Source organism: Adlercreutzia sp. St.1H8 (assembly GCF_059728655.1).
Genome location: NZ_AP039376.1, coordinates 2,038,206 through 2,050,958, shown reverse-complemented (window position 1 = coordinate 2,050,958; position 12,753 = coordinate 2,038,206). Strand labels below are relative to the sequence as shown.

Annotated in this window: 9 protein-coding genes; 5 read left to right on the top strand and 4 right to left on the bottom strand. The window is 68.4% G+C overall.

Going from position 1 to position 12,753, the window contains the following annotated elements; all coding sequences use genetic code 11:
* Window positions 1-122 precede the first annotated feature (122 nt).
* The 4 genes from AC6I0Y_RS08075 (at window position 123) to AC6I0Y_RS08060 (ending at window position 1,707) form a co-directional block, all read left to right on the top strand.
* Window positions 123-467 carry a 4Fe-4S binding protein gene (locus tag AC6I0Y_RS08075; protein ID WP_160709125.1) on the top strand — a complete coding sequence of 115 codons (345 nt, stop codon included), beginning with the start codon at window positions 123-125 and terminating at the stop codon, window positions 465-467.
* Between the two features lie 124 nt (window positions 468-591).
* A complete protein-coding gene (locus tag AC6I0Y_RS08070) occupies window positions 592-786 on the top strand; it encodes a zinc-ribbon domain-containing protein (protein ID WP_497730814.1) in 195 nt (64 codons plus the stop codon).
* 13 nt (window positions 787-799) lie between these two features.
* Window positions 800-1,390, top strand: a complete 591-nt coding sequence (locus AC6I0Y_RS08065; RefSeq protein ID WP_160709129.1) for an FKBP-type peptidyl-prolyl cis-trans isomerase — start codon at window positions 800-802, stop codon at window positions 1,388-1,390.
* 74 nt (window positions 1,391-1,464) lie between these two features.
* Window positions 1,465-1,707: a zinc-ribbon domain-containing protein gene (locus AC6I0Y_RS08060; RefSeq protein ID WP_497730811.1), complete on the top strand. Its 243-nt coding sequence runs from the start codon at window positions 1,465-1,467 to the stop codon at window positions 1,705-1,707.
* Between the two features lie 1,198 nt (window positions 1,708-2,905).
* Here the strand turns inward: AC6I0Y_RS08060 and AC6I0Y_RS08055 are convergent.
* The 4 genes from AC6I0Y_RS08055 to AC6I0Y_RS08040 all read right to left on the bottom strand — a co-directional run bounded on the left by AC6I0Y_RS08055 (window position 2,906) and on the right by AC6I0Y_RS08040 (window position 8,627).
* On the bottom strand, window positions 2,906-3,763 hold the full coding sequence (locus tag AC6I0Y_RS08055) for an ABC transporter ATP-binding protein (RefSeq protein WP_497730809.1): 858 nt from the start codon (window positions 3,761-3,763) through the stop codon (window positions 2,906-2,908).
* Window positions 3,760-5,799 (bottom strand): dipeptide/oligopeptide/nickel ABC transporter permease/ATP-binding protein, encoded by a 2,040-nt coding sequence (locus AC6I0Y_RS08050; protein WP_160709135.1) that lies wholly within the window; start codon window positions 5,797-5,799, stop codon window positions 3,760-3,762. Before AC6I0Y_RS08050 ends, AC6I0Y_RS08055 begins: the two co-directional genes overlap by 4 nt.
* 4 nt (window positions 5,800-5,803) lie before the next feature.
* The gene (locus AC6I0Y_RS08045) at window positions 5,804-6,760 is read right to left on the bottom strand and encodes an ABC transporter permease (protein ID WP_160709137.1); all 957 of its coding nucleotides are present in this window, start codon (window positions 6,758-6,760) and stop codon (window positions 5,804-5,806) included.
* Between the two features lie 274 nt (window positions 6,761-7,034).
* Entirely contained in the window at window positions 7,035-8,627 is a 1,593-nt protein-coding gene (locus AC6I0Y_RS08040) for an ABC transporter substrate-binding protein (protein WP_497730805.1), read from the bottom strand.
* Between the two features lie 457 nt (window positions 8,628-9,084).
* On the opposite strand from AC6I0Y_RS08040, the gene nifJ reads away from it, so the two are divergent.
* Window positions 9,085-12,630 (top strand): pyruvate:ferredoxin (flavodoxin) oxidoreductase, encoded by a 3,546-nt coding sequence (gene nifJ / locus AC6I0Y_RS08035; protein WP_497730802.1) that lies wholly within the window; start codon window positions 9,085-9,087, stop codon window positions 12,628-12,630.
* Window positions 12,631-12,753: the final 123 nt, after the last annotated feature.

Below are 12,753 nucleotides of genomic sequence, written 5' to 3'. Positions count from 1 at the left end.
GCCCGCCGCGGGAAGGGCGGCCCGCCTCCGAGAGGGGAGGGCCGCCCGGCTCCCGACGCGTGCCGCCGCGCCGCCCCGGGGGCCGCGGCGGGCCGGGTGTCAAAGAGAAGGAGACAACCACCATGGAAAAGGGACAGTACGGCCTGTTCATCGACTACGAGTTCTGCTCGGGCTGCAAGGCCTGCGTGACGGCCTGCAAGATGGAGCACGGCATGGCGCCTGAGGACTTCGGCATCGTGCTGCTGCAGGACGGCCCGCGCCAGTGCACCGACGGGGTGTGGGAGTACACCTACCTGCCCATGCCCACCCACCTGTGCGACCTGTGCGCTGACCGCGTGGCTGCCGGCAAGCTGCCCAGCTGCGTGCACCACTGCCAGAACGCCGTCGTGGTCTGGGGCACCGTGGAGGAGCTGGCGCGCAAGGCCGCCGAGGCTGGCAAGAGCGACATCGCCATCTACGTGCGCTAACGGCGCCGCGGCGGGCGCGCCCGGGACTCGATCCCGACGCGCGCCCGCCGACGCCGGGGCGGCCGGTGGGAGGGCCGGTCGCCCTCGGCGCCAGCCGCCCCGCGGGGCGAGGAAGGAGGAGGCCGTGTCCAAGTGCGGCTACGCCTGCATCAACTGCGGAAGGTGCCGGGGCATCCTGCCCAAGCCCATCCTCGTCCCCCGGTGCGTCGCCTGCGGCCACGAGAACCCGCGCGGGAGCGTTGTCTGCGCCGCCTGCGGGGCCTCCCTTGAGCTGAGGCCCGGGGTGACCAACACCATCGGCAAGAACGTGAGGGGCTAAGAAGGAGGCACCCATGATAGGAAAGAACCGCTACGTAAGGGTCGCCTACACCGGCTACCGGGAGGACGGCACCGTCTTCGACAGCAGCGAGGCCGAGGGCCCCATGGAGTTCCAGACCGACTGCGGCCAGGTCATCAAGGGCATCGACGACGCCGTGATGAGCATGGACGTGGGGCAGCGCGCCACGGTGCGCATCCCCGCCGAGTTCGCCTACGGCGCCTACGACCCGCGCAACGTCCAGAAGCGCGACCTGCGCTACATCCCCAACGCCGACGAGCTGCCGGTGGGGGAGACGATCAGCTTCTTCGGGCCCGTGGGCCAGAAGGTGCCGGCCAAGGTGCTCAAGGTGGAGGACGGCTTCGCCTACCTCGACTTCAACCACCGGCTGGCGGGTCAGGATCTCGTCTTCGACCTGGAGGTGCTCGAGGTGCTGCCCGATCGTACCCGACGCACGCCGCTGAGCTCCTACGGGGCCATGGGGCGCACCGCCGCCACGCGCCCCGTGCGCGAGCAGCCGGTGTTCAACAACTTCCTGGACAACCTGGGCCTCACGCCGGCCGATGTCATGCGCGCCGGCGAACGCGATCTTCCGCCCGACGAGTAGGTCGCAGGGCTGAGGATAGGGGCAGCCGGCGGTCGGCTGCCCGGAGTTTCATCGTTCTACGAAGGAGAAAGAGCATGTGTTTTAGACCGAGTGAGATCTCGCTGCCCGTCAAGTGCCCCGAGTGCGGCACCATGAACGACCCGGGCACCACGGCCTGCACCAAGTGCGGCGCCGAGCTGAGCGCCGCCGCCATGCCGGGCATGCCCGGCGCCCCCGGCGCCCCTGCGGCCCCGGGCGCTCCGGTGCCTCCCGGCGCCCCGGCGGCCCCCGGTGCCCCCAAGGCGCCCGGCGCGCCTAAGGCTCCCGGCTCGCACTAGGAGCTGCCGCGGCTGGTGCCGTCGGCTTTCCGGGGCGCCCGTCCGTCGCACCCTCGCAGGGCGTGCGGCAGGCGGGCGCCCCTTGTACTTGGGGGCTGGATGCACGGCTTTCCAGCGCCGTGTCCCGGCGGGCATCCGCGCATCCGACGGCCGCCGCCGCGCCGCGCTGCCACTTTTTCGCTGGCAGATGGCACAAAACGGCAGTTTGGTACGGTTCGAAGGGGGCTCCCGGGGTCTCTCGGGCTCTCGTGGCCCCGCCGCCGCCCCAAAACCCCAGGTCGCGGACGGCCGCCCTTCCCGAGGGGCCGCGGGCACCGTACCAAACCGCCGTTTTGTGCCACGTCGGGCCGAAAAGGCGGCGGCGCGACCCCGGGGACGCGCTCGCGCCGCGTCCGCCATGCCCCGGCGCGAGCACCCCCCCAAGGGCGCCTCCGAGGGGAGGCGCGCTGCGGGCGCGGGCCGCTCGCGGCGCGCCCCGGGGCCTTGCGCCGCCTCCCGGCGACCCTCCCGCCCGCCGCCCCCCCGCGGTCTCGCGCCTATCCCCGCGCCGGTTCCGGGCTTATGACCCTGCGAGCTCCTGCGTCGCGGCCTTCACGGTTTCCTCGCTGGCCTCGGCACGCCAGCGGCGGGCCCCCGGCTCCACGGGCTCCTGCATCCCTCCGCCAGCCGCAGGCGCGCCTGCGGCTCTTGCGGTCTGGAGTCTCGCCGGCAGCCTGCCTGTCTTGCCGTCTTCTGTCACAGCCACTTTTTCGCTGAGAAATGGCACAAAACGGCAGTTTGGTACGGTTCGAAGGGGGCTCCCGGGGTCTCTCGGGCTCTCGTGGCCCCGCCGCCGCCCCAAAACCCCAGGTCGCGGACGGCCGCCCTTCCCGAGGGGCCGCGGGCACCGTACCAAACCGCCGTTTTGTGCCACGTCGGGCCGAAAAGGCGGCGGCGCGCCCCGGGGCCTTGCGCCGCCCCCGGGGGGGGCGACCCTCTCGCCCGCTGTCGACCCCCGCGGTCTCGCGTCTATCCCCGCGCCGGCGCGAGCACCCCTCCCCCCCCCCCGGGGGCCTTGCGCCCTCGGGGCGACTTCGCCCGCTTGCGGGCGTATGCCGGGTCGCGGGCGGGCCCTGCGACCCGGCATGTACTGCCAAGCAAGGGGCCCCGGCATATGCCGGGGCCCCTTGCTCGTGCGATCGGTTGTCCTGCGTGACGCCTAGGACGCCTTGCCCAGGTCGGGATGGAGCAGCGACGGGGCGGCGCCCAAAAGCAGGCGCGTGTACTCGTCCTTCGGGTTGTCGAAGATCTGCTCGGCGGTGCCCTCCTCGACGGCCAGGCCGCCGTTCATGACGACGATGCGGTCGGAGATGTAGCGCACGGTCTGGATGTCGTGGCTGATGAACACCATGGCCAGGCCGAGCTCCTTCTTCAGGTCCATCAGCAGGTTGAGGATCTGCGCGCGGACGGACACGTCCAGGGCGGACGTGGGCTCGTCGGCGATGATGGCGTCGGGCTTGAGCGAGAGCGCGCGGGCGATGGCCACGCGCTGGCGCTGGCCGCCGGACATCTGGCCGGGCAGGGCGTCGAGCACCGACTCGGGCAGGCCCACCATCTCGATGAGCTCGTGCACGCGGTTCTCGCGGTAGGCGGCGTCGCCCACCTTGTGCACCACCATGGGGTCCATGAGCTGGTCGTGAATGGTCATGCGCGCGTTGAGCGCCGTGGCCGGATCCTGGAACACCACCGAGATGACGCGGCCGATGACGCGGCGGTCGGCCGCGGTGCGGTTGGTGACGTCCTTGCCCTTGAAGTACACGCGCCCGCTTGTCGGCTTCTGCAGGCCGCACATGACGTTGGCCGTGGCGGACTTGCCGCAGCCGGACTCGCCCACAATGCCGATGGTCTCGCCGGGCATGAGCTTCAGGGTGAGGCCCTTCACGGCCTGGACCTTGTTGGGGTGCAGGATGGAGCCCGTGCGCGTCTTGAAGGTCACCTTCACGTCATCGAGGAAGATGATGGGAGTGTCCTTATCGGCGGCCTCGGCCGTCTCGTTCAGCTTCTCGTTCTCACTCATAGCAGGGGACCTCCCGGAACGTAGGGCTCTATGCCGAGGCGCTTGAGCTCGCTGTCAGGCAGCTCGGCGTAGTAGTGATCGGTGTCGCCGTAGCGCTTGAGCATCGGGCGGATGGTCGAGACCTGGTCCGGATGGCTCGAGCGCGGGGTGAAGCGGTCGCCCTCGGGGAAGTCCTTGGGGCTGGGAACCGAGCCGGGCACCTGGTGCAGGCGGTCGCCGCCCGCCTCGATGGAGAGCACCGAGCCCAGAAGGCCGCGGGTGTACTCGTGGATGGGGGCGGTGAGAATGTCCTTCACCGGGCCCTGCTCCACCACCTGGCCGGCGTACATGACCGTGATGGAGTTGGCCACCTCGGCCACGAGCGCCAGGTCGTGGCTGACGAACACCATGGCGAACCCGAGCTCCTGCTGGAGGCGGTTGAGCAGGTCGACGACCTGCTTCTGCACCGTCACGTCGAGGGCGGTAGTGGGCTCGTCGGCGATGATGACCTTGGGGTCGCGGGTGAGCGCCATGGCGATGAGCACGCGCTGGCGCTGGCCGCCGGAGAGCTCGTGGGGATACGAGTCGAGCGTGCGCTTCGGGTCGAGGCCCACCAGCTCGAGCAGCTCCTCGGCGGTGCGGGTGCCCCCGCGCTTGGTGAGCTGTTTCATCTGGGCGCGGATGAGCATGGACGGGTTGAGCGAGGAGAGCGCGTCCTGGTAGATCATGGCGATCTCGCGGCCGCGCAGCTCGTTCATCTGCTTCTCGTTGAGGTCGAGCAGGTTGCGTCCGTCGTAGAGAATCTCGCCGGAGATCTGGGCCTTCTTGTCGAGCAGGCCCATGATGGTGAGCGAGGTGATGGACTTGCCGCAGCCGGACTCGCCGACCAGGCCCATGGTCTGGTGCGGGCGCACCACGAAGGACACGTGGTCGACCACGTTCACGTCGCCGTGGCGCGGGAACTTGATGCACAGGTCGCGAACCTCGAGGATGGGCGGCACGTCGGTGCGCGCCTCGAACCGGTCGGTGCGCAGGCCCTCCATCTCCTTGAGGCGCGCGAGGCGCTTCTCAAGCATCTCGGCCTGGGCGGCGTAGGCCAGCTTCGGGTCGGCCACCATGCGGTCGGCCTCGCGGCTGGAGCTGAGCTTGTCGTCGCCGGCGGCCACGGGCGCCTTGGGGGCGGCGGCCAGGGCGTCGGTCATGCCCTCGGAGAGGATGTTCAGGCACAGCACGGTGATCATGATGGCGAGGCCCGGGAACAGCGCCTGCCACCAGCGGCCGGCCAGCACGCCGTCACGGGCATCGGAGAGGATGTTGCCCCAGGTGGGCGTGGGCTCCGGGATGCCGGCGGAGATGAACGACAGCGACGCCTCGAACACGATGGCGTCGGCCACGAGCACGATGGTGAACACCATGACCGGCGCGATGCAGTTGCGGATGACGTGCTTCGTCAGGATCCAGGGCGCCTGGGCGCCGGAGACGATGACCGCGCGCACGTAGTCCTGGTTGTACTCGCTCATGACGTTGGCGCGCACGATGCGGGCGATCTGGGGGATGTAGAGGAAGCCGATGGCGAAGATGAGGGCCGGCAGGCGGTTCTCCGCCGTGCCGTTGGCGCTGAACACGATGACGAACGTGGCGGCCAGCGCGATGCCCGGGAACGACATGATGATGTCGAGGATGCGCATGATGAGGTTGGACAGCCACGGGCGCGCCACGGCGGCCAGCGCGCCGATGATGGAGCCGAGCACCAGCGCGAAGGCGGTGGCGCCCAGGCCGATGACGAGCGAGTAGCGCGCGCCGTACATCATGCGCGACAGCACGTCGCGACCCTTGTCGTCGGTGCCGAAGAGGAACTCGGCATCGGGGGCCTGGCGCGCGGTGAAGATCTCGTAGGGGTTGTGCGGGGCCAGGAAGTTGGCAAACACGGCCACGAGCACGATGGCCAGCAGCACGATGAAGGAGATGCGCGCGCCGACGGACATGTTCTTCCAGCGGCGGAAGCGGACCTTCTTGCCCTCGAGCTTCTGGGTGGTCTTCTCACGTAGTTTCACCATGGCGCTACACCGTCCTAATCCGCGGATCGATCAGGATATAGAGCATATCCACGATGATGTTGATGACGATGAAGGCAACGGCCACGCACAGCACGACGCCCTGCACGAGCATGACGTAGTTGGACTGGATGCCCGAGAGGATGGCCATGCCCATGCCCGGCAGGTTGAAAATGACCTCGATGATGACGGCGCCGCCGATCAGGTAGCCGATGCGCAGGCCGAGCACGGTCACCGGCGTGATGAGCGCGTTGCGCAGCACGTTACGGGCCACCACGACGCCCTTCGGGATGCCGGCGCCGAGCGCGGTGCGCACGTAGTCCTTGTCGAGCTCCTCCACCATGGAGGTGCGGACCACGCGGGTGAGCTGGCCGGTGACGGGCACCGCCAGCGAGAAGGCGGGCAGCGCCATGCGGGCGAGCCAGCCTTGCGGGTCCACGAAGAAGTCCGGCAGCTTGCCGGAGGCCGGCAGCATATGGAGCGTGGAGGAGAACAGCAGGATGAGCAGGACGGCCAGCCAGAACGACGGGGTGGCGATGCAGGCGATGGAGAAGATGCGGATCACCTGGTCGGGCCACTTGTCGCGGTACAGCGCCGAGATGACGCCCAGGATGACGGCGAAGAACACCGCGATGATGAGGCCGAGGAAGGTCAGCTGCAGCGTGACGGGCAGGGCCTCGGCCACGCGCTGGGCCACCGAGGCGCTGTTGGCGCCGTAGCTGCCCAGGTCTCCTGTGACCAGGCCGGCCATGAAGCGGCCGTACTGGACGATGACCGGGTCGTTCAACCCGTGCTCCTCGCGATAGGCTTGCGCCTGGGCTTCCGTGGCGTTCTCTCCCAAGACCGAGTAGGCCTGGTCGATCGGGGAAAGCGCCATGATGAAGAAGACGAGGATGGTGACTCCGATGATCATGACAGGCAGCCAGAGCAGGCGATTGCCTATCAATCGCAAGAGATTGTTCACCGCACCCCCCTTTCCCGCGTGGGCCGACGGGACGGCCCTCTGATACGTTCCTCCGTGCGAAACAGGAACGCGCCGCCCCCCTTTTTCCCTAAGGGCAAACGCGTGCACAGACTGGCCTTATTGTAAACCGAATCACTGCGGTGAAGGGGAGAAATAGCGTGGTAAATGGCGGAGTTCGCCGTGGTTTCCCCGCAAGGTCCGCGCCTACGAAAAAGGGCGCCGGAAAACCGGCGCCCTTCGTGTCCGCGAAGCGCGAATGCTGCGTCGTGGCAGCTTAGGCGAGCGGGGTGGTGCCCAGGAAGACCAGGCCCGTGGTGGAGATGGGGGCGAAGTCCTCGAGCTTCTCGGCCTGGAAGCCCGTGGAGGTCTCGCGGTGGAACAGCGGGTAGATCGGAATGTTGTCGGCGATGAGGTCGAAGCACTGGTTCCAGATCTCCTGCTGCTTGGCGGCATCGGCCTCCTCGCGGGCCTGCTGCAGCAGCTCCTGGAGCTGGGTCCACTCCGGGGTGCCCTTCCAGCAGGAGCGGCCCTCGGTCCAGATGTTGTCACCGTACCACCAGGTCATGAGCAGGTCGGGGTCGTTGCCGAAGCAGGACGGGTCGCCCGGGGTCAGCATGACGTCGTAGGGCAGGATGGACTCGGAGGGAGCCAGCGCGGCCCAGTCGATCTTGGTCTCGTTGATGGTGGCGGTCACGCCGATGGCGCCGAGGTCCTCCTTGATCTGGGCAGCCAGGTCCTTGACCCAGTTGTTGTTGACCATGAGCTCGAAGGACAGGTCGGCCACGTTGGCCTCGGCCAGCAGGCTCTTGGCCTTCTCGGGGTCATGGCTGTAGACGGTGGAGGCGCGGTGGTAGTTGGCGTAGGCCTCGGGCAGGAAGCTGGTGGCCGGGGCGGCATGGCCGTCCATCTGGTTGGCGATGAGCTTCTCGATGTCCAGGGCGTAGTAGATGGCCTGACGGACGCGAACGTCGTCGAAGGGGGCCTTCTTGGTGTTGAACATCAGGAACGGCAGGGCGAAGCCGGGGACGTACTCGACGGTGGCGCCGGTGTTGGCGATCTGGTCGGCGTTGGCGTCCGGCACGGACTCGATGGCGAGCACGGCGCCGTCGGTGATGGCGGTGGTGCGGGCGGTGCCGTCGAGCAGCACGTTCCAGTCCATCTCGGCGCAGGTGGCCGGCATGGGGCCGTTGTACTGGTCGTTCGGCACGAACTTGATGGTGCCGCCGTCATCGCCGTTGATGGACTCGTACTTCCAGGGGCCCGAGCCGATGGGCATGGTCTTCAGCTGGTCCTCGGTGAGGGAGGCGGGGAAGACCTTGACCACGGACAGGCGGCCCTTCAGCAGCGACTCGAAGGGGTACTTCAGGGCGAAGGTGACGGTCTTGTCATCCTTGGCGGCGACGGTTTCGATGAAGGTGAGGAACGCGCCGTAGGTGGCGTCGGCCATGTTCTTCTCGAAGGCGTTCACCACGTCGGCGGCGGTGACGTCGGTGCCGTCGGAGAACTTGGCGCCGTCACGCAGGGACACCTCGTACTCGGTGTCGGACACCTTGACCGGCTCGCCGGCGGCCAGCGCGGTGTAGGTCTTGTAGTTGTGCAGGTCGAGGTCGTAGAGGCCCTCGAACACGTGCCAGGTGGCGGCCAGCATCAGCGCGGAGCTGTTGCCGATGGGGTTGCAGTTCGTGGAAGTGTAGGCAACGGCCGCGGTGATGGAGTCGGCGACCGTCTTCTCGGCAGGAGCGTCCTTCTTCGGCTCGTCCTTCTTCTGGTCGCCGCCGCCGCAGCCGCTCAGGGTGAGCGCCGCGATGGCTCCGGTGGCCGCGGTGCCGGCGAGGAAGCCGCGGCGAGTCAAGCTGTGCTTTTCCATGTTTCCCTCCAACAGGTGGTCTGGCGGGGCGCCTGCCCCGCATGCGCGCGAACGTTCATATAGGTGAGTCGTGCTAGTGCGCATTGCGCCTATTATCGGCGAAAACGCGCGAGAAATAAAGAACCTGGGTCTGGTTCGATCCCCGCAAGTCCCGCGCGACGGCGTCTCGAGAAGCGAAGGAGCGCCGCTCGGCGGTGACCTGCGGCTTTTGTAACAAGAAGGTAACAATGCGCGACTAAGGGGCTCATGGAGTTATCGAGGAGGATCCCATCCTCAGCTGCGTGGCCGCCCCGCGCGGCCCTCGGAGGCGGGTGGCGGCCCGGGGCGGGGGAGCGGCGCGTTGTGTCCCTTTTACCGAATTCGCCCTGCCCCGGACGCTCCTCAGGGCGCCGCGAGCCGCCCGGCTGCTATCATCCTCTGTTATGTACCGCCCCTTACCTTCAAGGAGAGGAAGTATATGACGAGAGAACTCAAGTCGATGGACGGGAACAACGCCGCGGCGCATGTTTCCTACGCTTTCACGGAGGTGGCGGGCATCTACCCCATCACCCCCTCAAGCCCCATGGCCGACTTCGTCGACCAGTGGGCGGCGGCCGGACGCAAGAACATCTTCGGCACCGAGGTCCAGGTGTGCGAGATGCAGTCCGAGGCCGGCGCCGCCGGCGCGGTGCACGGGTCGCTCGCAGCCGGCGCGCTGACCACCACCTACACCGCCTCCCAGGGCCTGCTCCTCATGATCCCCAACATGTACAAGATAGCGGCCGAGCAGCTGCCGAGCGTCTTCCACGTGAGCGCCCGCACCGTCTCGACCCACGCCCTCAACATCTTCGGCGACCACTCCGACGTCATGGCCTGCCGCCAGACCGGCTTCGCCATGCTCGCCGAGGGCAACGTCCAGGAGGTCATGGACCTCTCCGCCGTGGCGCACCTGGCCGCCATCAAGGGCCGCGTCCCCTTCATCAACTTCTTCGACGGCTTCCGCACCTCCCATGAGGTCCAGAAGATCGCCGTGTGGGACTACGACGACCTGGCCGAGCTGTGCGACATGGATGCCGTGCGCGCCTTCCGCGAGCACTCCCTCAACCCGGAGCGCCCGGCCATGCGCGGCTCTCACGAGAACGGTGACATCTTCTTCCAGCACCGCGAGGCCTGCAACGGCACCTACGACGCCCTGCCCGCCGTGGTGGAGGAGTACATGGAGAAGGTGAACGAGAAGCTCGGCACCGACTACCAGCTGTTCAACTACTACGGCGCCCCCGACGCCGACCGCGTGATCGTGGCCATGGGCTCGTTCTGCGACGTGGTGGAGGAGGTCGTGGACTACCTCAACGCCCAGGGCGAGAAGGTGGGCCTGGTGAAGGTGCGCCTGTACCGCCCCTTCGTCACGGACAAGTTCGTGGCTGCGCTGCCCAAGACGGCGAAGAAGCTGGCCGTCATGGACCGCACCAAGGAGCCGGGCTCCATCGGCGAGCCGCTCTACCAAGACGTCATCACCGCGCTCGCTGAGGAGGGCGTTGCCGGCCTCACCGTCACGGGCGGCCGCTACGGCCTGGGCTCGAAGGACACCCCGCCGTCCTCGGTGTTCGCCGTGTACGAGGAGCTCAAGAAGGACGCGCCGCGCCGCGAGTTCACCATCGGCATCGTCGACGACGTGACCGGGCTCTCGCTGCCCGAGGTGCCCGCCCCCAACACTGCCGCCCCCGGCACCATCGAGTGCAAGTTCTGGGGCCTCGGCGGTGACGGCACCGTGGGCGCGAACAAGAACTCCATCAAGATCATCGGCGACCACACCGACAAGTACGTCCAGGCCTACTTCCAGTACGACTCGAAGAAGACCGGCGGCGTGACCATCTCGCACCTGCGCTTCGGCGACGCCCCCATCCGCAGCCCCTACTACGTGAACAAGGCGGACTTCGTGGCCTGCCACAACCCGTCCTACATCATCAAGGGCTTCCGCATGGTCCAAGACGTCAAGCCCGGCGGCATCTTCCTCATCAACTGCCAGTGGACGCCCGAGGAGCTGGCGGGCCACCTCGACGCGGCCACCAAGCGCTACATCGCCGAGAACGGCATCCGCCTCTACGTCATCAACGCCATCGACCTGGCCGCCGAGATCGGCATGGGCAAGCGCACCAACACCATCCTGCAATCGGCCTTCTTCGCGCTGGCCGGCGTCATGGGCCAGGACGAGGCCATCCAGTACATGAAGGACGCGGCCACCAAGTCCTACCTGAAGAAGGGCCAGGACGTGGTGGACATGAACCACCGCGCCATCGAGGCGGGCGCCACCGCCGCCGTGGCCGTGGAGGTGCCGGCCGAGTGGGCCGACGCGGTCGACCCGGTCATCGCGCCCGAGCTGGCCGGCGCGCCGGGCCTGGTGCGCATGGTGTCCGACATCATGGAGCCCGTGGCCCGCATGGAGGGCGACTCCCTGCCCGTGTCGGTGTTCATGGAGCATGCCGACGGCCAGTTCCCGCTGGGCGCCTCGGCCTACGAGAAGCGCGGCGTGGCCGTGAACGTTCCCACGTGGAACCCTGAGACCTGCATCCAGTGCAACCAGTGCGCCTTCGTGTGCCCCCATGCCTGCATCCGCCCGTTCGCCCTGGACGAGGCCGAGGCGGCCGGAGCGCCCGAGGCCGCCAAGCTGGTGGACGCCAAGGGCAAGGCCGCGGCCGGGCTCAAGTACACGCTCGCCATCTCGCCGCTCGACTGCATGGGCTGCACGCTCTGCGCGGGCGTGTGCCCCACTAATTCGCTGGCCATGGTGCCCGCCGAGGACGAGCAGCCTCAGCAGGCCGTGTTCGACTACTGCGTGTCCGAGGTGTCGGTCAAGGAGCAGCTCACCGGCACGTCGGTGAAGGCGAGCCAGTTCCGCGAGCCGCTGCTCGAGTTCTCCGGCTCGTGCGCCGGCTGCGCCGAGACCTCCTACGCGCGCCTGGTCACCCAGCTGTTCGGCGACCGCATGTTCATCGCCAACGCCACCGGCTGCTCGTCCATCTGGGGCGGCCCGGCGGCCACGTCTCCCTACGCCGTCAACAAGGACGGGCACGGGCCGGCCTGGTCTAACTCGCTGTTCGAGGACAACGCCGAGCACGGCCTGGGCATGCTGCTCGGCTACGAGGCCGTCCAGGAGAAGGCGCTCGCCGACACCGAGGCCCTGCTGGCCGCCGGCGCTGACGAGGCGCTGTCTGCAGCGGCTGGCGCCTGGAAGGACGCGCGTCTCGATGCCGACGCCTCCAAGGAGGCGGCCGCGGCCTACCTGGCCGAGCTTGAGCGCGTGGCCGCTGCCGGCGGCGAGCTGGCGGCCCTGGCCGAGGCGGTGCTCGAGAACCGCACGTACCTGACGAAGAAGTCCGTCTGGATCTTCGGCGGCGACGGCTGGGCCTACGACATCGGCTACGGCGGCCTCGACCACGTGCTGGCCTCCGGCAAGGACGTCAACGTGTTCGTGTTCGACACCGAGGTGTACTCCAACACCGGCGGCCAGGCCTCCAAGGCCTCCAACCTGGGCCAGGTGGCCCAGTTCGCCGCGGCTGGCAAGGACATCAACAAGAAGAGCCTGGCCGAGCTCGCCATGGGCTACGGCTACGTCTACGTGGCCCAGGTGGCCATGGGCGCCAACCAGGCCCAGACCATGAAGGCCATCACCGAGGCCGAGGCCTATCCGGGGCCCTCGCTCATCATCGGCTACTCGCCCTGCGAGATGCACTCCATCAAGGGCGGCATGGGCCACTGCCAGGATGAGATGAAGAAGGCCGTCGAGTGCGGCTACTGGAACCTGCTGCGCTACAACCCGGCGGCGCCGGCGGGCAAGAAGTTCACGCTGGACTCCAAGGAGCCCGCGGGCGGCTACCGCGACTTCCTCATGAACGAGGCCCGTTACAGCCGTCTCACCCGCGAGTTCCCCGAGCGCGCCGAGGAGCTGTTCGAGGCCAACGAGCAGGCTGCCATGGCCCGCTACGACCACCTGGTCAAGCTGAAGGATCTGTACGCCGACGCCTAGGCGATGACGCCCGAGTCCTGAGGAGGGAGGCCCCCAGCGGGCCTCCCTTTTTTGTGCCCGCGTTCGCGTCCGCGCCCGCGCCCCCCGCCCACGCCCGCAGCCGCGCCCCCGCCCGCGCCCGCA

Bases quoted from the DNA above. Each gene is read 5' to 3' on its own strand.
- nifJ (WP_497730802.1), top strand. From the start codon at position 9,085: ATGACGAGAGAACTCAAGTCGATGGACGGGAACAACGCCGCGGCGCAT.
- AC6I0Y_RS08065 (WP_160709129.1), top strand. From the start codon at position 800: ATGATAGGAAAGAACCGCTACGTAAGGGTCGCCTACACCGGCTACCGG.
- AC6I0Y_RS08050 (WP_160709135.1), bottom strand. From the start codon at position 5,799: ATGGTGAAACTACGTGAGAAGACCACCCAGAAGCTCGAGGGCAAGAAG.
- AC6I0Y_RS08040 (WP_497730805.1), bottom strand. From the start codon at position 8,627: ATGGAAAAGCACAGCTTGACTCGCCGCGGCTTCCTCGCCGGCACCGCG.
- AC6I0Y_RS08075 (WP_160709125.1), top strand. From the start codon at position 123: ATGGAAAAGGGACAGTACGGCCTGTTCATCGACTACGAGTTCTGCTCG.
- AC6I0Y_RS08060 (WP_497730811.1), top strand. From the start codon at position 1,465: ATGTGTTTTAGACCGAGTGAGATCTCGCTGCCCGTCAAGTGCCCCGAG.
- AC6I0Y_RS08055 (WP_497730809.1), bottom strand. From the start codon at position 3,763: ATGAGTGAGAACGAGAAGCTGAACGAGACGGCCGAGGCCGCCGATAAG.